Genomic DNA, 21111 nt, shown 5'->3' on the forward strand with positions numbered 1-21111 from the left:
AGATGATTGTTGTTACCTTGACCTATAAAAAAACCATTAGCCGAAGTTGATGCTGTATTGAAAGAACATATTGCATTTTTAGATCATTACTATGAGCAAAAGAAATTTCTGGCATCGGGGCGCCGAGAAAATAGAGTAGGTGGGGTAATTTTAGTTCTAAGCTCTTTGATTCAAGAAGCTGAGGAGATTATGAAAAATGATCCATTCTATATTCATGATGTGGCCGATTATGATTTCATGTGGTTTGAGCCATCGAAAAGTTTAGAAGAAATTAAAGAATTTGTTTGATTACATTAGAGAACTACTTAAATTTAAGTAGTTCTCTAACCTTTTGGTTAATATTTATTATTGCTCAACAATATAAATACTATTTTCGAATACATCTCCTTTACTCGTTTTAACTACACCAACACATAAATTGTCAGGAGTTTGGATAAAAGAAACTAAGGATGTATCTGCATTAGTTTTACAGTTTTTTTGCTTGTTCTCATCAAATGCTTTTAAGTTTAATTGATGTTGCAAATCTAAAGTGAATACTTGGCTAAGAGCGCTAAATGCTTGATCTGCTTTTTTCATAAATAATAAATTATTTTGAGCTTCCCATTCAGCTAAAGAAATACGTTCTTTGCTTACATAGTGATATAAGCGTTTTGTATCTGCATTATTGTCTGCCGCATTTTTAAATTGGGTCTTTAAACCAAAATTTACTTTTACAATTGGCTTTTCACGGAAAGAAAGGCGTGAATAAGGCACAATTTTAATTTCAGATGCCTGATTTAAACTTAGAAGTTTTAGAGTAGGATCTGCTTTATTTTTGGCGAGAGAATCGTTAATTTTTTGATTTATTAACTGGTCAAATTTAATAGGTTGATTGAGAGAGCTTTTTTCAATGGCTGAACTATTTGCATTTTTATCAATTGCCATTGCAACACCTACTCCGATAAGGCCAAACATTCCAGAAACTGGACTGGCTGAAGCACTACTTGCATCACCAACTAATATTTGGCTTTCCTTTACAAAGTAATCACCTGCCCCTGATTCAGTCATTGAAGAAAGTTGTTCTGAAGAAACAGAAAGAGAGGTTTGTTTACCCGCTGCTGGATATTGAATCGATTTGGTCGTTGCACATCCAGTGAATAGTAATGTTGATATGAGTAATAAATTTAAGTTTTTCATTGCAATGATACTTTGTTAAGTTTGGTAATTATTTGTTTTAGTTTATTGAATTGTGGATAAAAAGTGAAGGAAGTAAATAATTCTTATTTATTAATTGAACGTAAAATAATCATTTATAATTATATTGAATGAAATTCTTCAATAAAAAACCATGTTTCCAACTAGAGTGAAAACATGGTTTTTATTAAAGCTTAATTATACAAAAATTAATTTTTATATAATTTTAACCCTGCAACACACTCACATCAGCTACAGCAGTAAACAAGTTACGTAACTGAGCCAATAAACGTAAACGGTTTGCTTTTAGGTCAGCATCATCTGCCATTACCATTACGCCATCAAAGAATGCATCAATCGGCGCGCGAAGTGCTGCAAGCTTAGAAAGGGCAGCAGTGTAGTCTTTTGCTGCAAGTAATGGCTCAACCACAGGTGTCACTGCTTGAAGCTCAGCAAATAATGCTTTTTCAGCGTCTTCAACTAAGTTCGCTTCAACTACAGAACCTTCAGGTGTTGCTTCTTTGGCAAGAATATTAGCAACACGTTTGTTCGCAGCAGCAAGTGCAGCAGCTTCAGGTAGTGTACGGAAGTGGTTAACAGCATTTACACGCTTGTCAAAATCAAGTGGAGATTTTGGTGCAAGAGCTTGAACGGCTTGAAGTACGTCAACAGCAACACCTTGGTCTTCGTACTTAGCACGGTAACGACCTTCCAAGAATGCAACAGCATCAGCACGAGTTTTATCGTGGTCTTTAACGATATCGCCATAACCTTGAAGTGCAAGATTCACTAATTCTTCAATCGTTACATCTAATTCATTTTCAATGATTAAACGTAAGATACCAATTGCTGAACGACGAAGAGCAAACGGGTCTTTAGAACCTGTAGGCGCTTGTCCAATACCGAAAATACCAACCAGCGTATCTAAACGGTCAGCAAGAGCAATGGTTGTACCTGTTTTGGTTTTTGGTAAAACATCGCCAGCAAATTTTGGTAAATATTGCTCACCTAAAGCTTCAGAAACTTCAGTGTTTTCACCTTCAATACGCGCGTAGTAAGTACCTGCAATACCTTGAAGTTCTGGGAATTCACCAACAAGCTCAGAGGTTAAGTCGCATTTAGCAAGTAATGCAGCTTTTTCAGCATCGGCTGGGTTTGCACCAGTGATTGAAGATAATGCAACAGCAAGTTTTGCAATACGTGTTGATTTGTCCCAAAGCGTACCGAGTTGTGCTTGGAATACCATGTTTGCTAATTTTTCTTTACGAGATGCAAGCGGTTGCTTTTGATCTTGTAAGAAGAAGAACTCAGCATCAGACAAACGAGGGCGAACAACTTTTTCGTTACCTTCAATAATTTGAGTCGGATCTTTAGACTCAATGTTTGAAACAGTAATGAAATAAGGCTGTAATTTACCTTCGCTATTGATCAAGCAGAAATATTTCTGGTTGTCTTGCATCGTCGTAATGAGTGCTTCTTGAGGAACAGCAAGGAAGCGCTCTTCAAAGTTTGCACGAAGAGCAACTGGCCATTCAACGAGGCTTGTTACTTCATCAAGTAAGTCAGCTGGAACAATTGCAGTTGCGTTCACTTCATCAGCTAGCTTTTTCACTTGTTCTTGAATAGTTGCTTTACGCTTTTCAAAGTTCGCAACAACGTAAGCTTTTTCTAAAGCAGCTAAGTAATCATTTGCATGAGCTAAAGTCACAGCTTCAGGTGCATGGAAACGGTGACCATAAGTCACATTGCCAGCTTTATGATCTTGAATAGTCGCGTCAACAATTTGGTCATCTTTGAGTAAAAGAACCCATTTAACCGGACGTACAAATTCGGTACGGCTTGCAGCAGAACGCATACGTTTAGCAATTGGTAAATTGTCTAATGCAGTTTGTAAAATCTGTGGAAGTAAAGCATCAAGGCTTTGACCTTTTACATCTTTTAAATAGCAAACTTTTTCAACTTTACCTGCTTGGAATGTAGAAAGCTGGTCTACAGTAATACCTTGACCACGCATAAAGCCTTCAAGTGCTTTAGTTGGTTTGCCTTCCGCATCGTAAGCTGCTTGAACTGCAGGACCATCAAAACGTTTTTGTGTATCAGCTTGAGCAGCATCGATATCAACAATTTTAAGCGCTAAACGACGTGGGGCTGCATAAGCTTCAATTGATACGAAGTTTAAGCCCGCATCTTTTAAACCTTTTACCGTTTCTGCCTGTAATGCATCACGTAAAGTTTTTAAGCTTTTTGGTGGAAGCTCTTCACAGCCAAGTTCGAATAAAACAGTATGTTTGCTCATTAGTTTTTCTCCGCCTTTGCTGCTTCACTTTCAGCTTGTGCTTTTAGCTGTGCCAATACTTCATCACGCAAGTGTGGTTCTGCCATTGGGAAGCCAAGCTCTGCACGTGCTTGTACATAACTTTGTGCAATAGCACGCGCTAAAGTACGTACACGTAAAATGTAACGTTGACGCTCAGTCACAGAAATTGCGCCACGTGCATCAAGTAAGTTAAAGGTATGAGACGCTTTAACCACTTGCTCATAAGCAGGAAGAGAAAGTTTTGCTTCAATTAAACGGTTTGCTTCTGATTCGTAAAAATCAAACAGTTCAAATAGTTTTTCAACTGGAGCGTATTCAAAGTTATAAGTCGATTGCTCAACTTCATTTTGATGGAAGACGTCGCCGTAAGTTACCGTGCCGAATTGGCCTTTAGTCCAAACAAGGTCATAAACCGAGTCAACACCTTGTAGGTACATCGCAAGACGTTCTAAACCGTAAGTGATTTCACCTGTTACTGGGTAACATTCAACACCACCGACTTGTTGGAAGTAAGTGAACTGAGTTACTTCCATACCGTTAAGCCAAACTTCCCAACCTAAGCCCCAAGCACCTAGCGTTGGAGACTCCCAGTTGTCTTCTACGAAACGAATGTCGTGAGTAAGCGTATCAATCCCGATTGCTTTTAAAGAATCGAGATAAAGCTGTTGGATATTGTCTGGATTTGGCTTAAGTACCACTTGGAACTGATAGTAGTGTTGCAAACGGTTCGGGTTTTCACCATAGCGGCCATCTTTTGGACGACGTGAAGGTTGAACGTATGCAGCATTCCAAGTTTCAGGCCCTAAAGCGCGTAAGAATGTTGCGGTGTGGAATGTTCCAGCGCCCATTTCCATGTCGTACGGTTGTAGTACGACGCAGCCTTGTTCGGCCCAATAGTTTTGTAGGGCAAGAATTAAGCCCTGAAATGTATCAATGTGCGAGATGGCGCGACTCATGTAGCATCCACGAATTTATGAGAAAAATTGCCACTAAGTATAAGGATTTTGTGGGGGAGTGGCAAAGGCTAGTTTGGGAATTTCAGATTTGATGGTTTAGCTGCTTTTTTTAAAGTTTTGAGTAGTAAAATCCAATAAGTGATAGCGAAAGTTAGAGAAAATAAACTGACCATACATATGATTTCTATTGGAAGGATTTGCCATGGGTCCATAAATAAAATTGCTAAAATATTTGGAATTAAAAAAGTAAGAAAAATTGCGCTAACAAGAATAGAAACGAAATTAAGGAAATTGAATTTCAATAAAAATAGTTGTAAAAAATAAGCAGGTATAAAAACCAATATGTAATAAATGGCTGCAATAAAGAGTAGTCCGACAGGAGTGTTTAGTAAGATCTCAAAAGAAAAATCTTTATGGATGATTAAAGAGCTTAAAAATATGAATAAAGTAACTATGTATAAATAGATGGGTGTCATGATTAGACAATGCCAAATTTGATCTTTATCTGGATCTAAATTTTGAGTGAAGATTTTAAAACTATTAAAGATAGATATTTTCATTTAAATCAATGTAACTTTGAATCTTGTAATTATGTATATAGTATAAGCAAGGGTAATACATTTGAAAAATATAATCTAATAAAAATGATTAATTACTATCACTATCCTTACAAAAAATGCCAGATAAAAGTACTACGGGATTAGCCTATTTGTTTTTGGCTTAGCCACTTCAAGCCTAGCCAGTAGCAAAAGCTGGTAAATAAAATCATAAGATAAAAACTATAGATCTTATAAATATGCCACCAAGGAGAAGGGAATGAACCGACAAAAATTAAGCGTGTAATAGGGCTAATCAAAATCCAGATGACAGTTGCGCAGATAAAAATACTCATCAGATTTAAACGATTTTTACGCGCGAGAAAATATGAAGTGATATATGCGAAAGGAATAACCAGAAGACCATAAAAAAGTAAATAAAATAAGAAATGGGCTAGAAAAATAACTGCAACCGAATAAAGACTAAATTCCGCATTGAAGATGATTATTCCTAAGGCAGATATACTCAATAAAGGGATGGGAGCTAGCGCAAGTGCGCGAATGATCATTTTTTTGCTATATTGAAGCATATTAAAAATTATAGAATCGAGAATTAGTTATGCTGAAATTTTGCTGCAAACTCATTGTTTTATCCAGCCTTTTTTGTAGTCCATGGCTTTATGCGCAGACGGAAACTGATGAGCAAGATGAATACAACCAATGTGTAGACCAGACCATTAAAGAAATGAAGCTTGAGAGTATTAACAACATGGTCGTGCATAGCTGTTCTGAACAAGCTAAAAAGATTTATGAAGAAAAAATAGTTGCTCTGATTGATCAAATTCGCACACAAAGCGAAGAATACAAACAGCCAGAACGTTACCAAGATATCCTAAAATCTCAGCGACTTTGGAAAGCTTATGTAGATCAGGAGTGTAATAATACAGGCTCATACATTGGTTCACCGATGTATTCATATTGCCCAATGCAAGAGTATGCCGAGCGTGTAAAGCAACTAGAAGAATACGTTAATTAAGACGGATTATTTTAAACGTCACCTCATGACGCCGAGCGTACTTCACTGGATTAAATTTAAGAATGCAAAATGATATTTTTTAAACGATGCCATAAATGAGTCGTTTGATATGTCTGATCGCATTCGGGAAAAACTACAGATTCTTGCTGATGCTGCTAAATATGATGTGTCTTGTTCATCAAGTGGCAGTGACCGTAAAAATAAAGATAAAGGTTTGGGAGATGCCAGCCATTCGGGTATTTGCCATAGCTATACTGAAGATGGCCGCTGTGTATCTCTCTTAAAAATTCTATTTAGTAATGTTTGTATTTTTGACTGCGCCTATTGCGTTTCACGTCGTTCTAATGACGTCCAGCGTGCAGCATTTACGGTGCAAGAGGTCGTAGACTTAACCATTAATTTTTACCGCCGTAATTATATTGAAGGCTTATTTTTAAGCTCGGGTATTTTTAAATCGGCAGATCACACGATGGAGCGTATGCTTCAAGTCGTAAAGAAGTTGCGTCTTGAAGAAAACTTTAATGGTTATATTCATCTTAAAACTATTCCGGGAGCATCGCCTGAACTGATTCATGAAGCAGGTTTATATGCTGACCGGATGAGTATTAATTTAGAGATGCCGACCGAAATTGGGCTAAAAACTTTTGCACCAGAAAAATCACATCAGGAAGTGCAAAAAGATTTAGGTTTGGTCCGTGACAGGCTCATTCAGCTTAAAGATGAGCGACAAGTCATTAAGCATGTGCCGAAATATGTGCCAGCAGGGCAGACCACACAAATGGTAGTGGGGGCCCATCAAGAGTCAGACCAAGATGTCTTGTTTATGGCAGACAAGCACTATAAAGAATTTAAACTCAAACGTGTCTATTTTTCGGGTTATATCCCAATTAATACTGAAAATAATTACTTGCCCGCCGTTGGTTCAGCACCTCCGTTGCTTCGTGAAAACCGACTCTATCAAAGCGATTGGCTGATGCGTTTTTACGGTTTTCAGGTCAATGAAATCGTCAATGAAAAACACCCAAACTTAGACCTTGATGTAGACCCGAAATTAAGCTGGGCTTTAAGGCATCCTGAACAGTTTCCAGTAGATTTAAATCGTGCCGATTACCAAATGATTTTGCGTGTACCGGGTATTGGCGTGAAATCGGCTAAGAAAATTGTGCAGGCTCGCCGTTTTGGAAAAATTCATATCGATTTACTTAAAAAACTAGGCGTGGCTTACCAACGTGCAAAATTCTTTATTCGCTGTGAAGACAGTCCAAAATTCCAGAAAGAATTATCCTCAAGTTTTGTTCGGCAGGAGATTTTAACGCAGGGATCTTCGAAATATGTGCAGCAACTCTCGCCACAATTAAGCCTTGGGTTTTAGCCATGTTTAATGATGAAGTAGCTTACTATTTTGATGGTTCAATGGTTGGGCTGCTGAGCTGTGTTTTTCGTGCATTTCAATTTAAAGAATTACAGGTCAGGCTTTGCTTGAATGATACGGCTCAACATGGCTTATTTGCCGATAAAATTGAGGTTGCAAATAACGAGCAGCATGCTGAGCGTGTGTGGTCTGCGCTACAAAAAAAGCTTTCATCTTCTTCGTTAAAACAATTTTATTTTGCCTCTTTATCTGAATCTTTAGATGCCTATCAGCATTTATTTAATTACTGTATTTATGTGTTTACTAGCCATGTTTCTATAGAAAAAGATTATTCAAATCCAAGTGTTTTAGCGATTGCACAGTGGACGAAAAAGGTCGGGCGAGAGAAGCATCGGATGGAAGCTTTTATTCGGTTTAAGAAAACCAAAGATGAGCTTTTTTTAAGTTTAGTACGTCCTGATTTTAATGTTTTACCGCTTATTCAGCCACATTTTAAACGGCGCTATCAAGATCAGCGTTGGCTTATTTATGACGAGCAACGCAAGTTCGGGCTTTATTATGATTTATGTGAAATACATGAAGTTTCACTCGAAGCCTCTGAGGTTGACCGCAATTTAAAAAATGGGATGAGTCAAAGCTTTCAGCTTGAGCTTGATGAGCAGGAAGTTTTATATGATCAGCTTTGGAAGGATTATTTTAACAGCGTAAATATTACTGAACGCCAGAATATAAAACTTCATGTGCAATATTTGCCGAAGCGGTATTGGCGCTATTTAAATGAAAAATTTATGGAATATTAAAGTTTTAAAATCATAAAAAATAGTTCAGCCAGTTTTCTTACTGTTGAAAGGTATAATTTAAATGCACTTTATGTGGCTTTGGGCGTATACTTTTGCCCGTTATAAATGACGGCATATCCCCTAAGGTGTACTGTGAGTGTTATACAGCGAGAATGGTTACAGATTTTAAAGCCAAATTTTAAGGTTTTACCCTTAAAAGAACGGTTACTTTGCGGTATTGGAGCGTTGTGTGGTTTAGCAATTTCCTCCTTAATTAGCTGGTATGTTCTCGGTGGAATTAATGCATGGTACATCGCCCCAATGGGTGCCTCATCTGTTCTTCTTTTTGCTGTGCCGACTAGTCCCTTAGCTCAACCATGGAATGTAATTGTTGGTAATACCTTAGCCGGCATAATTGGCGTTGCCTGTGCACAGTGGATTCCTGATTTAACCACGGCTTTTAGTGTGGCTGTGGGTTTTGCTATATTTTTAATGATGACCACCGACTCTTTGCACCCACCGAGTGGTGCAGTCGCAATTACGGCTGTGTTGGGCGGTGCTGCAATTCATAAATTAGGCTTTTATTTTATTTTTTATCCAGTTTTACTCAACTCGTTACTTCTACTTGGGGTTGCTGTTTTCTTTAATCGATTGATTGGGCGACATTATCCAGTGACTGCTCATTTAAATGAGCGAAGTAAGGACCCAACGCCAACTCAAAAAGTATCAATTCAGCCGAAAGATATTGAGTATGCATTAGGCCATCACACTGAACTTTTAGATATTAGCCAATACGACTTAGAAAAAATCATTTTAGAAGCTCAGGAGCATGCCAATGAGCGTATGGTAAATCAATATATCTGTCAGGATATTATGAGCCGTGATGTGATTAAACTACATGAAGATGATGATATTCATCAGGCACTCGATAAGTTTAAACAAGTGAACTTAATGAGCCTACCTGTAGTAAATGCAGAAAACCATTTGGTCGGAACTTTAGCGTTATATGAAGTCGTAGAGTGGTTTAAAGGTGCAGCCGACCCGAGGAATTCTTGGCAGCATTATGTAAAACAAATTATGAGCCGTCGAGTGGTTACCGTACTGCCAACTCAACCTATTCAAGATTTAGTGCCATACTTTGTTGAAAAGTCTTTTAATTACATTCCTGTTGTTGAAGATCGTAAGCTTATAGGAATGATTAGCCGTGCAGATATGATTGCTGCATTACAGCAACAGTTAAATCGAAAGTTATAATTTTTAGAATAAAAAAAGCTACGGTTGATTAGGGGATGCAACCGTAGCGACCAAAGTTATGAATTAACGTACTTGTTCTTCATTTACTGTTCGGACGGATTGTCGATAGCCTTCAATATGTTCTGGCTGTTTTTTCGGAATCACTAACCATAAAACCAGATAAACTAAAATTCCTGGAAAGGCAGCACTCATAATTGAGATCAAAACAAAAATGACACGTAGTAAAGTTACGTTCCAACCAAAACGTTCAGCAATACCACCCATTACACCGGCGATCATGCTGTGTCGGTTCGAGCGATATAAACCAGAACTGGCCATCTAATTCTCCTTAAAGATAAAAGTTACAAGAAGCTATTGCTCTTGCTTAATAAAAATATGGAGATGAAATAACGGGTTTAAAGTCCTTTAAAAAGTAAAATAGTTAAAATATGTAAAGGATTGAAAGGAACGAAACCAACATCTACTAAAATGCACCTTTTCAGGGCTTAAGAGTTTAAAGCGGCAATCAGCTAATACTTGATTTGAAGTGTAAATAGAGCTGTTGCTGTTATCTGTGAATAATGTATATGTCTTTGAAGTGGTCTCGTTTTTCAGTTAAGCATGTGGTTGTAGTGGCTGCGATGTGCATGACACTGAGTGCTTGCGATATAAACCATACCAATTCAAAAGATCACTCGACTACAAGTTCTAGTTCTAATCATGAAGAAAACTTAATAAAAAGTAGTACATCTATAAAAACATTGGATTATGTCGCTGGACGAACTTTCTTACCTGAAGATACCTCAGATCAAACCCAAAAATTAAACGCAGCCTCATTGCAATATGTAGGGCGATATCATACTCGTATTTCATGCGAGGATGCTTTTGCTGATTGTGAATCAGGCGAAGCAGAGTACATTTTAAATTTATTACCAAATGGGTCGGCTTATTGGAATGTTGTTCATTTTGGTCGTGTGGGAAGTAAAGACGGGGCTAAAAGTGCCGCTGTAAATCAATTATGTCCTACTCTAAATTGGAAAGTGGATGAAAAAGAGCGTGAGTTAACGATTCAATGTCCATTATCTAAAGTTAATTTTTATTTTAATATTGATTCAAATAAAAGATTGGTCACAAATTTAGAAAAATTACTTTATAGCGACTATGGAAAAAATCGTGAATTTTTAGAGCAAAACTATTTTGTTCCAAATCGGGCTTATGTTTTAACTAAAGAATAGATATCCGATAAATATAAAAAAGAGCGCAATATTAAATTGCGCTCTTTTTATTTTATGACTTAAAAATCATTAGTAGTCGAAGCTAAAGTGTTCAACTGGTAATGATGTTAATGTGCGAGATGTAGTCACCATTGATTCTGCATGACCTTGAGCGCGTGGCAATAAACGGTCAAAGTAGAAATCAGCAACTTTGATTTTTGCTTTATAGAACTCAGCAGTTTCTTGGCCGTTACCTGCTTCTAATTTTTCAGAAGCAACCACAGCTTGTTGAGCCCAGAAATAAGCCATCATCACGTAGCCTGAGAACATCAAGAAATCTACAGAAGCAGAAGATACGATGTCGCGGTCTTTACGTGCAGCAAGCATGATACGAACTGTTAAAGTGTTCCATTGAGCACAAAGCTTAGTTAAGTCCCATGCAAAACGACGTAAATATTTATTACGTGCATGTGCAGCACAGAATTTTAAGATTTCAGCAGTGTATTCACGAACTACTTTACCTTTTGAACTTAACAACACTTTACGACCAATCAAGTCGAGTGCTTGAACACCAGTTGTTCCTTCATACAAGGTCGCAATACGTGCATCACGTGCGATTTGCTCCATACCCCATTCTTTAATGTAGCCATGGCCACCGTAAACTTGCATACCATGGTTAGCAGCTTCTAAACCAAGTTCAGTTAAGAAACCTTTTAAAATTGGTGTATAGAAACCAAGTTTATCATCGTAGTCTTCAAAAGCAGCTTGGTCGCCACGTGCTAAAGCGTCTGTCATTTTGTCAGCGATTTGAGCAGCGTAATAAATCATAGAGCGACCGCCTTCAGCGATTGCTTTTTGAGTTAATAACATACGGCGTACGTCTGCATGGTGAATGATTGCATCAGCAACTTTATCTGGATCTTTTTTACCAGAAAGCGCACGCATTGACATACGATCTTTGGCATATGGTAATGCGCCTTGGAAAGATAACTCAGCGTGTGCAATACCTTGAACAGCAGTACCAATACGTGCTGTATTCATGAAGGTAAACATTGCATGTAGGCCTTTGTTCACTTCACCGATTAAATAACCAGTTGCATTATCAAAGTTGAGTACCGCAGTTGCAGATGCGCGGATCCCCATTTTGTGTTCGATTGAACCACAAGCGACTGTATTACGCTCACCAACACCGCCATCAGCTGTAGGCATGAATTTTGGTACGATGAATAATGAGATACCGCGCGTACCAGCAGGTGCATCCGGAAGGCGCGCAAGTACGATGTGAATGATGTTTTCAGTTAAATCATGTTCACCAGCAGAAATGAAGATTTTTGTACCGGTGATTTTGTAACTACCGTCTGCTTGAGGTTCAGCTTTAGTTTTTACCTGCCCTAAGTCTGTACCACATTGAGGTTCGGTTAAGCACATTGTGCCGCTCCAAGTGCCTTCAACAAGCTTAGGCATATATGTTTGTTTTTGCTCATCAGTACCGAATTGCAAAATAGTGTTCATACAACCAGAACTTAAACCTGGGTACATGGTAAATGACCAGTTTGCAGTACCCATCATCTCTGATTTAATCAGGTTTAAAGACATTGGTAGGCCTTGACCACCAAATTCTTCTGGGTAAGAAAGACCTTGCCAACCGCCCATTACGAATTGGTCATAAGCTTCTTTAAAGCCTTTAGGCGTAGTTACTTCGCCGTTGTCAAAATGGCAACCTTCTTCATCACCAGATTGGTTAAGTGGCGACAATACGTTTTCACAATAATCTGCCGCACCTTCAAGAATCATATCAACAGTATCTGGATCAGCATTTTCACCATTTGATAAAGTTTTATAGTGAGCAGGGTAATCTAGTACTTCATTCATTAAGAAGCGGATATCGTGTAGCGGAGCTTTATATGCTGGCATGGCTTTAATCCTAATTTTGAATCATTGTGGGATTATCTGTATCGATGATTTGATTATTCACTCGCATGATAAAAATACAATGTTAATCGCACCCGAAAGAAATGTCAGAAAAGCGAATTTTGTCGAAAATAAATACACCTGAAATTATAATTTCTGCTACATTCAGGACTTATACTTTTATGTGAAAAAACAACTAATTTTCTTATTTTTAGCAAGTTTTGTTAAAAAGATAAAGCGATAAGGTTTTAAAAAAGGTTATGCATTTAAAATATCTCAGTTTATGTTTATTTAGTTTGGGTTTGACCGCTTGTGCGCAGCATAACCTACGTCCATCGGTACCATCTACTCAGTTAGATCAAAAAGTCATTCAGGGTATGAATGCAATATATGAATACCCAAGCTATGACTATCGTGGGCATTTTAAAGTTAGTGTTGATCCAAATCAGTCAAAAAAAATAAATAATGTAGAAAAAACAGTGCAGTTAGATGCTGCAGTGCAAAAAAAAGTAGATCAATATTTACGTGAACAAAAAATTAATTTGAATAAAAAACAGAAGCAGGCGCTGTATGCCGCAATTGCAAATGAGCAAGCGGATTCAGGCATTTCTGGTGAATCACGCTCAGAAAAAGTAAACGCCGTATTAATTAATTTATTAAATGATCTTCAATTTAGTTACGATGGTTCGGTTCATTATCGTCAAAAAATGGGGTCTTTAAACCTTACAGCAAGGTATGAAAAACCGACACTTTTGGTACAGGCAAAATTGCCAATGGTACTTGATCTGAAAGATTATAAATTTTACGTTAATTATTTTGGATTAATGCCTTATCTGGTCAATAAAGATAATCAAAATAATTTAGCGTATGTCGATTTTTCAAAGTATAAAAATCTGTTTACGAATGTCGATATGAAGAAATTCGTTGAATATGCGAAAGCTTCTGGCGCTGTATCTTATCGTTTGGCTGAACCACAAAATTTACAGCGTTTATCAGTTAGTGACGCTGAGCGTAAAGCGGGAATTGTAGAAAAAATTCGTTTAAAAGATACGGTTGAAGCATTATTGCTACAATCGGAGCTCTATAGTCAGGTCAATGCTAAATATTTGCAAAAAAATGTTTTCGGTTTTGATGAAGAAAAGATTGCCGAATCTATAGCAACTGAATTAGCTGCTTCAGAAGCGAAGGGTAAAGAAAATAATGCTGGTGGGCAAAAAGTTTCTTCAGAAGATGCAGCAGCAGTTAGCCAACAACTTTACTCACTGATTAATGCTCATTTCGGCAATGCTTTAGATTCAGAATATGGTGATGAAGACCAATCAAGTGCAGTTCAAGCTGGGGCAGCCGAAGAGTATGCTTCTGATACGGCCCAAGCCGAAGATGTTGCTGTAGCAGATGCTGAAGAAGTCACACAAGATGAAGAAGTGGCTTCACTTACAGAAGATCAGTGTGTCGAATTACAGTCTCAAAAAAGTTCCGTTGCCTTAGGTGATATTAATTACTGTCAAATTTACGGTATTGATGTGCTTGATCAGAGCGCTGGAAATACCGAAAAAACTCAGATTAAAGCTCGTCAAGCTGCGTTGAAACAAACTTTTGCTGCTTATGATCAAAACCAGTTTGTTGATGATGAGGCATTCAAAGCTCTATGGATCAAGCATAAAGCAGAAATTGAACAAGCTTTACCAAAACAAAGAAATCCGGTTGCGATTGATGTCGGACTGGATGAAAAGGGCCGTTTAGTCAACGCGGATTATGATATTGCGTATACACCAGCTGAATTTAACCATCGCTTTAATATTAAAGCAGACATGCAAATTCTCAATTATGGTAAAGCGACCCCAATTAATCAGCAGCAGCTTAAACAGGCTAAATCAGTTGCAGAGGCAAGCAAAGGTTCTTTATTTGAAAACTTCGTAAAAGGATTTAGTGAAAAACTTGGACAGGGTGATGTTTCTGAGCATCCAGTTGGTGCACATAGCGATGTACAAGATTTAGATTCTAGTCTGGCGCTGTTGGCTAACCAAACTTATGATGCAACACATACTTATGATAAAACGTATAAGGCTGTTTTTATTGCAAAATTGACTGCTGAAAAACCGTCATATATTCATTATTATTCAGTTCAACAGTTGCAAGAAATTGCCGAGGTTTATGCTTATTGGTTCTCTGAAGAGGAAACTTATAACCCTCAAGGCAAAGCTTTAGAACGTATTGAGGCGTTACAGAAAAAACATCATCTTGAGCAAGAAGATCAGTTTGATAATGACTTAGGCCGAGCTGTGGACCATATTGTGATCACAACAATACAAGGTGAAGCTGGGCGTGAAGCATGGCAAAAACTACAGAAACAATATAAGCAACCTGAACAGCTTTTCTCAAAACAGTATCAATTAGAGTTTGAAAAACAAAATGGTACTTCTGATGAAGAAAAACATTTGTTGTCAGAAACAGCTGATATTTTAGGTAAAGTTTATGTCGCTGCTCGTAAACAGCAACTTACGGAAAAAACAATTCAGAATTTAAAACCTGAACATAATGAATTTATTGATTATGAGATTTTCCGAGATGTTTATAAGCAGATGGTTACAGCTAAAAAATAATAGATGAAATAAAAAAGAACCTACTTCGTGTAGGTTCTTTTTTTGACTTATAGAAAATCTTTTAATTCTGGCTTTACGCCATTCCAGATATAGAAGGCTTCAATGGCTTGGCCAACTAGCATGCCAAAACCTTCTGCATAAGGCACATTGCGTTGTTTCGCTTGATCAAGAAAGCTAGATGGCTTGCCATAGGCCATCTCATAGGCATATTTGAACTCTAGACTTTCAGGTAGTTGTAATGCATCACCAGACAGGCTTGCAGAAGTTGCATTAATTACAATATCAAATTTCCCTTCTAACTCATTTAAAGAAATTGCTTGTAATTGAGCTTGAGGAACTGCCGCTTTTAGGTCATCTACAAGTTGTTCAGCACGAGCAAGAGTTCGGTTTGCAATCACAATCTTTTTAGCACCAGCCTGAACAAGCGGGTAAATAACACCACGAGTTGCACCACCAGCCCCTAAAATTAAAATAGCTGTATTTTCTAAGTTCCAATCTAAAGCTTGAATTGCGGCAACTAAGCCTTGGCCATCTGTATTGTCACCATGCAATTTGCCATCTTCCATCCAAAGTGTATTTACAGCTTTGGCAATTTGAGCACGTTCAGTCAGCACATCACACAAAGCAAATGCCTGTTCTTTAAACGGCACGGTAACGTTCATGCCACTCCCGCCATTTTCAAAGAAACTACGCATACTCGGCTCAAAACCATCAAGAGGGGCAAGACGTTTTTGGTAGTCTAGGCCAATACCTGTTTTTTGAGCGAAAGCATGATGCAATTCAGGAGAGCGTGATTGTTCGATGGGGTTGCCAATTACTGCAAACTGTTTGGTCATTCTTATATCCAAAATTTTAAAATGGCATGAGGCAGATAAGGTCTGTACTGAATTTTCAGCAGGCCTCACTATAAGCCAAATTTTAATAAGAAAAAATATTTGAATGAGATTCAAAAAATTGAAAATAAAAAAGGAGATTCTTTAGGGTGGAAGCCAAAGAATCTCCAAAAAGCAAAAAATTAAGCAACTTTTTCTTTTAGGTTTAACCAATCACGTGGTTTTAAGTAATAGTCGGTTAAACGTTTCTCTGGTGAGTCTTCATCCCATTCTGGACGATATGACCAAGCTGCAAGATTAGGCAGGCTGACTAAAATAGACTCAATACGTCCACCTGTTTGTAAGCCAAACAATGTTCCGCGGTCATAGACTAAATTATATTCGACATAGCGACCACGACGGTAAAGCTGGAACTCTCGTTGAGCTTCGGTATAAGGCTGTTCACGATGTTTTTCGAAAATTGGCAAAATGGCATTTAAATAACCATTACCTACAGCTTGAATATATTTAAAGCAGGTTTCGAAATCCCAGCAATTTAAATCATCAAAGAATAAACCACCGACACCACGCTGTTCATCTCGATGTTTTAGATAGAAGTAATCATCACACCATTTTTTATGTTCAGCATAGACATTGTCACCAAAAGGCTGGCATAGGTCATGTGCGGCTTGATGCCAATTGATAACATCCTGTTCATCTGGATAGAACGGTGTTAAGTCAAAACCGCCACCAAACCACCAAATCGGATCTTGTCCTTCAGGCTCTGCAACAAATAAACGTACATTTGCATGGGAGGTTGGAATATTCGGGTTTTTAGGGTGAATCACTAATGACACACCAAGCGCTTGTGCTTTAGCACCAGCAATTTGAGGATGTCTTTCTGTAGCAGAAGCGGGCAGTTTACTAATGTTGATGTGAGAAAACATCACACCACCTTTTTCAATCACGGTGCCATTTTGTAAAACTCGTGAACGACCGCCACCACCTTCTGGACGTTCCCAATCATCAATAATGAATTCACCCGTACCACCGCCAGCTTTTTCTTGTTGTTCTAAACCAGCACAAATACGAGCTTGTAAATCGAGGAGAAATTCGCGGACACGTTGAATATCTGTTGAAGTCGGATGCTGCATAGTGACCCTCAAAGATGATTGAGATAGGAGATAGATACATCAAAACACAAAACCATAAAAAAAGTAAGGGATTTTTAAGAAATGTCTTAAAAATCCCTCCCAATTATTTTTAAATTTATAATTTTGTTTTAGAAATCATCTTTTTGATAAAGGTGATCCATGCGTTCACGTTTAGTTTTTAAATATTGTTCATTAAAAGGATTACGTCCAACCGTTAACGGAACACGACCAACCACATTTATACCTTGATCCTTGAGTGCCTGAATTTTCAAAGGATTGTTAGTAATTAACTTAACTTCTTTTACTTTTAAATGATCAAGCATAATGCTACACATGTCATAACGGCGTGCATCAGCAGGTAAATTTAAAAGTAAATTTGCATCTACAGTGTCGTGACCTTGATCTTGTAAGGCATACGCACGAATTTTATTTGTAAGCCCAATACCACGTCCTTCTTGACGTAAATATAAAATAACGCCTTGACCTGCTTCGTTAATGAGCTTTTGAGTTGCCTGTAATTGAGGGCCGCAGTCACATTTTAATGACGCAAAAGCATCACCTGTTAAGCATTCTGAATGAACACGTACTAAAACAGGGCCTGTGGGTGGATTTTCTAACCCTTTAGAAAGTGCCACATGTTCTTCACCTGATACTGGATCTTGAAACACAGAAATATTGAATTCACCAAAAGCGGTCGGGAGTTTTGATGTTGCAATGAACTCTATAGGCACAGATTAACTCATCTTTTAACCGAAAACGGTTTAAAGTATAGCGTAATGCTGGGAGATTGGTCGAATTGTCATAATCATTTTGAGCACTAAGGTTTTCTTTTTTGTATAAAGAAGACGATAATAGTTGATAAATAGTCAGATTATTCAGGATAATCTGCCAACCATACCCATACTGTATGAGAGACTGCTTTGCATGACCTCGTTCGCAAATGTGGCTGATTGAAGGTGACTTCATTCGATTGTATGATCGACCCATTTTGACCCAGCTTAGGATTTGCCAGGCTTATAAAGGCTTTGCCACATATGTTGTATACCGAAATTCCAACTCAACGCCCTGTTACGCCATTGTTAGATGCAATTGATCATCCTCAACAATTACGTCAGCTCGAGCATAGCCAATTGGTTCAAGTGGCTGATGAGTTGCGTCAATATATTTTATATGCAGCAGGCCAGAGTGGTGGCCATTTCGGTGCTAACCTCGGCGTGGTTGAGCTGACGGTTGCGCTGCATTATTGCTTTAATACTCCAAATGACCGATTAGTTTGGGATGTAGGACATCAGGCGTATCCACACAAAGTCTTGACTGGTCGCCGTGAGCAAATGACAACAATCCGTGCTAAGAACGGTTTAGCAGCATTTCCAGCTAGAGAAGAATCAGTTTTTGATACTTTTGGTGTAGGGCATTCATCAACTGCAATTTCAGCAGGTTTAGGAATGTCTTTAGCACGTCGCTATCAAAATGACCCATGTGAAGTCGTTTGTATTGTGGGTGATGGCGCAATGACAGCAGGTATGGCATTTGAAGCCATGAACGATGCTGTGGCACACGATGCCGATTTAATTGTTGTACTTAATGACAATGACATGTCGATTTCTTGCAGTACAGGTGGTTTTGCTAAGCATTTAGCTGCAATTTGGGAAAAAGGCCATTTAGTTAATGTCGATGAACATGGCGAGGCGTATGTACAGCCACATCCGAAATGGACGTACAACTCTCGTTTACATCAATCGGCAACAGATGCGGCCGATAATTTATTTAAAGCGATTGGTTTTGATTACTTCGGTCCTTTCGACGGACATGATGTAAATCAACTCGTTCAAGTATTTAATGCTTTGAAAAAACGTAAAGGTCCACGCTTAGTCCACGTCTATACTAAAAAAGGTAAAGGTTTTACTCCGGCAGAAGCTGACCCAATTACCTATCATGCAATTGGCAAAATTAATGCGACTTCAGCAGGTAAAACACCGCCAAAATATTCTGATGTATTTGGTCAATGGTTGTGTGACGAAGCTGCACAGGATGAACGTTTATTAGCGATTACCCCGGCCATGTGTGAAGGCTCGGGCATGGTTAAGTTTGCTAAAGAATTTCCAAAACGTTTCTTCGATGTTGCAATTGCCGAACAGCATGCAGTAACACTTGCAGCGGGAATGGCGTGTGAAGGTTTAAAACCTGTTGTTGCGATTTATTCAACATTTTTGCAACGTGGTTATGATCAACTTATTCATGATGTCGCATTACAAAATCTTGATGTAACTTTCGGGATTGATCGTGCTGGTTTGGTGGGTGAAGATGGACCAACTCACGCAGGTGCATATGACTATGCATATATGCGTACAGTTCCGAACATGGTCATCATGGCACCAAAAGATGAAAATGAATGCCGTCAAATGCTACATACCGCTTATGCTTATAATGGACCAGCAGCAGTACGTTATCCTCGCGGTGCTGGGGTAGGCGTTGAAATTCAGCAAGAGCTAACTGCTATTGAGTTAGGTAAGGCAGAAGTAGTTGCTGAAATTAAATCTGCTTGTGATGAGCAGATTACGATTTTAGCGTTTGGTAGTCGCGTTATGGTTGCCATAGAAGCTGCTGAGCAGTTTGCACAAAAACATGATGTTGGTGTGCGTGTTGTAAATATGCGTTTTGTGAAACCACTTGATGAAAAAATTATTCGTGATTTGGCTGAACATACACAATTATTTGTAACTGTTGAAGAACACGCAATTATGGGTGGTGCAGGCAGTGCAGTAAATGAGTTCATGGCACAAGAACAAATTGTTAAACCTATCATTAATTTAGGTCTGCCAGATTTGTTCTTGCAGCAAGCGTCACATGGTCAAATGCTGCAAGACTGTGGGCTAGATGCTAAAGGTATTTTGAGCTCAATTGAACGAGCTTGGCTTAAGCTAAATCAAGTGGTTTAAGCCTTTAATAAAATTTTTGAAACATTTTTTCCCATAAAGCGCATTCATTTGCTAAAATGTATGCGCTTTTATGCATTATTCTTTGTCAAAATCTTCAAATTTGTATTGTAGTGGGTGTTCAATGGAACCTATGGTGGTTATGGCTGCGCGTGCGGCTCAAACAGTTGGTCAAGAGCTTTTAAAAGCGCATCAAAATCGTCATAAACTCGATTTGCAAGTTGAAGAGAAAGGCATTGATGGCCCAGTAACACGTGTAGATCGTTATTTGGAACAATTGACGATTGATACATTACGTAAAAGTTATAAAAACCATAGCTTCTTAGGTGAAGAGTTCGGTTTGCAAGAAGGCAAAGGCCACGATGCAGACTGGTGCTGGGTAATCGACCCGCTTGATGGCACGCAAAACTTTATTAATGGTTTCCCTCATTTCTGTATTTCTATTGCAGTTCAGCATAAAGGCGTTACTCAACACGGCGTAATCTACGACCCAGTACGTGACGAATTATTCTCTGCAAGTCGCGGTCGCGGTGCAGTTATGAACCAACGCCGTATCCGTGTAAATGTAAAAGATACTTTAGAAAATACATTCTTGGCAGTAGGCCATCCTTACCGTGCTAAACGTGCTGGTGAGATCGTATCTTATGCAGAACAACACTTTGCTTCGTTATTAGCTGTGACTCAAGCAGGCGCACAAATTCGTCGTGGTGGTTCAGCTGCTCTAGATTTAGCATATGTTGCTGCTGGTCGTTTTGATGGTTTCTTTGAACTTGGTTTAAAACCATGGGATATCGCTGCTGGTGAGCTTATTATTAAAGAAGCGGGCGGTGTAGTGGTTGACGCACGTGGTGGTAATGAGTCTCTTGAAAACGGTCAAGTGCTTGCAAGTTCACTCAAAATGCTAAAACCTTTAATGCAAACTGTAGTTCCAGCTTGGGGTCAAGCTGCAAAATAATTTAATTATTTATAAATAAAACCCTCTATTATCAGAGGGTTTTATTTTTTAAGTAATTGGTAAATTTTAGTTAGTTCAATAAATATGAAGAAAGTTGATTAAAACACATGACTTTTAATTTCTT

Annotated in this window: 17 protein-coding genes and 1 pseudogene; 9 read left to right on the top strand and 9 right to left on the bottom strand. The window is 38.3% G+C overall.

Translation table 11 applies throughout. The features are described 5' to 3' along the window. The first annotated feature begins 2 nt into the window (after positions 1–2). Positions 3–288: pseudogene (locus tag J536_RS12710) on the top strand (YciI family protein). Between the two features lie 57 nt (positions 289–345). Here J536_RS12710 and J536_RS12715 read toward each other — a convergent pair. The 4 genes from J536_RS12715 to J536_RS12730 form a co-directional block, all read right to left on the bottom strand. Continuing rightward, positions 346–1176 (bottom strand): hypothetical protein, encoded by an 831-nt coding sequence (locus J536_RS12715; RefSeq protein WP_032036677.1) that lies wholly within the window; start codon positions 1174–1176, stop codon positions 346–348. Positions 1177–1399: 223 nt separating this feature from the next. Continuing rightward, positions 1400–3469: a glycine--tRNA ligase subunit beta gene (gene glyS, locus J536_RS12720; RefSeq protein ID WP_032057349.1), complete on the bottom strand. Its 2070-nt coding sequence runs from the start codon at positions 3467–3469 to the stop codon at positions 1400–1402. Further along, positions 3469–4446, bottom strand: a complete 978-nt coding sequence (glyQ, locus tag J536_RS12725) for a glycine--tRNA ligase subunit alpha (protein ID WP_002044989.1) — start codon at positions 4444–4446, stop codon at positions 3469–3471. The genes glyS and glyQ overlap by 1 nt, the downstream gene beginning before the upstream one ends. Positions 4447–5146: 700 nt before the next feature. Then, positions 5147–5572, bottom strand: a complete 426-nt coding sequence (locus tag J536_RS12730) for a hypothetical protein (RefSeq protein WP_032063084.1) — start codon at positions 5570–5572, stop codon at positions 5147–5149. 29 nt (positions 5573–5601) lie between these two features. Here J536_RS12730 and J536_RS12735 point away from each other — a divergent pair, with 29 nt between their 5' ends. The 4 genes from J536_RS12735 (at position 5602) to J536_RS12750 (ending at position 9423) form a co-directional block, all read left to right on the top strand. Continuing rightward, entirely contained in the window at positions 5602–6018 is a 417-nt protein-coding gene (locus J536_RS12735) for a lysozyme inhibitor LprI family protein (RefSeq protein WP_032063085.1), read from the top strand. 109 nt (positions 6019–6127) lie between these two features. Beyond that, positions 6128–7390, top strand: a complete 1263-nt coding sequence (locus J536_RS12740; protein WP_032063086.1) for a putative DNA modification/repair radical SAM protein — start codon at positions 6128–6130, stop codon at positions 7388–7390. A 2-nt stretch (positions 7391–7392) separates the two neighbouring features. Beyond that, the gene (locus J536_RS12745) at positions 7393–8190 is read left to right on the top strand and encodes a TIGR03915 family putative DNA repair protein (RefSeq protein WP_032063087.1); all 798 of its coding nucleotides are present in this window, start codon (positions 7393–7395) and stop codon (positions 8188–8190) included. Between the two features lie 132 nt (positions 8191–8322). Then, positions 8323–9423 (top strand): HPP family protein, encoded by a 1101-nt coding sequence (locus J536_RS12750; RefSeq protein WP_032057354.1) that lies wholly within the window; start codon positions 8323–8325, stop codon positions 9421–9423. Positions 9424–9486: 63 nt separating this feature from the next. Here J536_RS12750 and J536_RS12755 read toward each other — a convergent pair whose 3' ends face one another. After that, a complete protein-coding gene (locus J536_RS12755; protein WP_002116779.1) occupies positions 9487–9741 on the bottom strand; it encodes a PspC domain-containing protein in 255 nt (84 codons plus the stop codon). A gap of 248 nt (positions 9742–9989) precedes the next feature. Here J536_RS12755 and J536_RS12760 point away from each other — a divergent pair, with 248 nt between their 5' ends. Continuing rightward, complete coding sequence (locus J536_RS12760) at positions 9990–10637, top strand: hypothetical protein (RefSeq protein ID WP_078224980.1); 648 nt, start codon at positions 9990–9992, stop codon at positions 10635–10637. 69 nt (positions 10638–10706) lie between these two features. On the opposite strand, the gene J536_RS12765 is transcribed toward J536_RS12760, so the two are convergent. After that, positions 10707–12530: an acyl-CoA dehydrogenase C-terminal domain-containing protein gene (locus tag J536_RS12765; RefSeq protein WP_002116803.1), complete on the bottom strand. Its 1824-nt coding sequence runs from the start codon at positions 12528–12530 to the stop codon at positions 10707–10709. A 257-nt stretch (positions 12531–12787) separates the two neighbouring features. Here J536_RS12765 and J536_RS12770 point away from each other — a divergent pair, with 257 nt between their 5' ends. Beyond that, positions 12788–15130, top strand: a complete 2343-nt coding sequence (locus tag J536_RS12770; protein ID WP_032063088.1) for a hypothetical protein — start codon at positions 12788–12790, stop codon at positions 15128–15130. A 47-nt stretch (positions 15131–15177) separates the two neighbouring features. Here the strand turns inward: J536_RS12770 and aroE are convergent, their stop codons facing one another. From aroE to ribA, 3 genes are all read right to left on the bottom strand, one after another. Beyond that, a complete protein-coding gene (aroE, locus tag J536_RS12775; RefSeq protein ID WP_005067230.1) occupies positions 15178–15966 on the bottom strand; it encodes a shikimate dehydrogenase in 789 nt (262 codons plus the stop codon). A 179-nt stretch (positions 15967–16145) separates the two neighbouring features. Then, positions 16146–17096, bottom strand: coding sequence for an oxygen-dependent coproporphyrinogen oxidase (gene hemF, locus J536_RS12780; protein WP_005078368.1), 951 nt, complete (start codon positions 17094–17096; stop codon positions 16146–16148). 128 nt (positions 17097–17224) lie between these two features. Further along, entirely contained in the window at positions 17225–17827 is a 603-nt protein-coding gene (gene ribA / locus J536_RS12785; protein ID WP_002116908.1) for a GTP cyclohydrolase II, read from the bottom strand. A 303-nt stretch (positions 17828–18130) separates the two neighbouring features. Here ribA and dxs point away from each other — a divergent pair, with 303 nt between their 5' ends. Further along, positions 18131–20035, top strand: coding sequence for a 1-deoxy-D-xylulose-5-phosphate synthase (gene dxs, locus J536_RS12790; protein WP_002117085.1), 1905 nt, complete (start codon positions 18131–18133; stop codon positions 20033–20035). Between the two features lie 121 nt (positions 20036–20156). After that, entirely contained in the window at positions 20157–20987 is an 831-nt protein-coding gene (locus J536_RS12795) for an inositol monophosphatase family protein (protein ID WP_002117045.1), read from the top strand. Positions 20988–21111 lie beyond the last annotated feature (124 nt).

It is taken from the genome of Acinetobacter sp. 809848 (assembly GCF_000581275.1).
Classification (GTDB): domain Bacteria; phylum Pseudomonadota; class Gammaproteobacteria; order Pseudomonadales; family Moraxellaceae; genus Acinetobacter; species Acinetobacter pittii.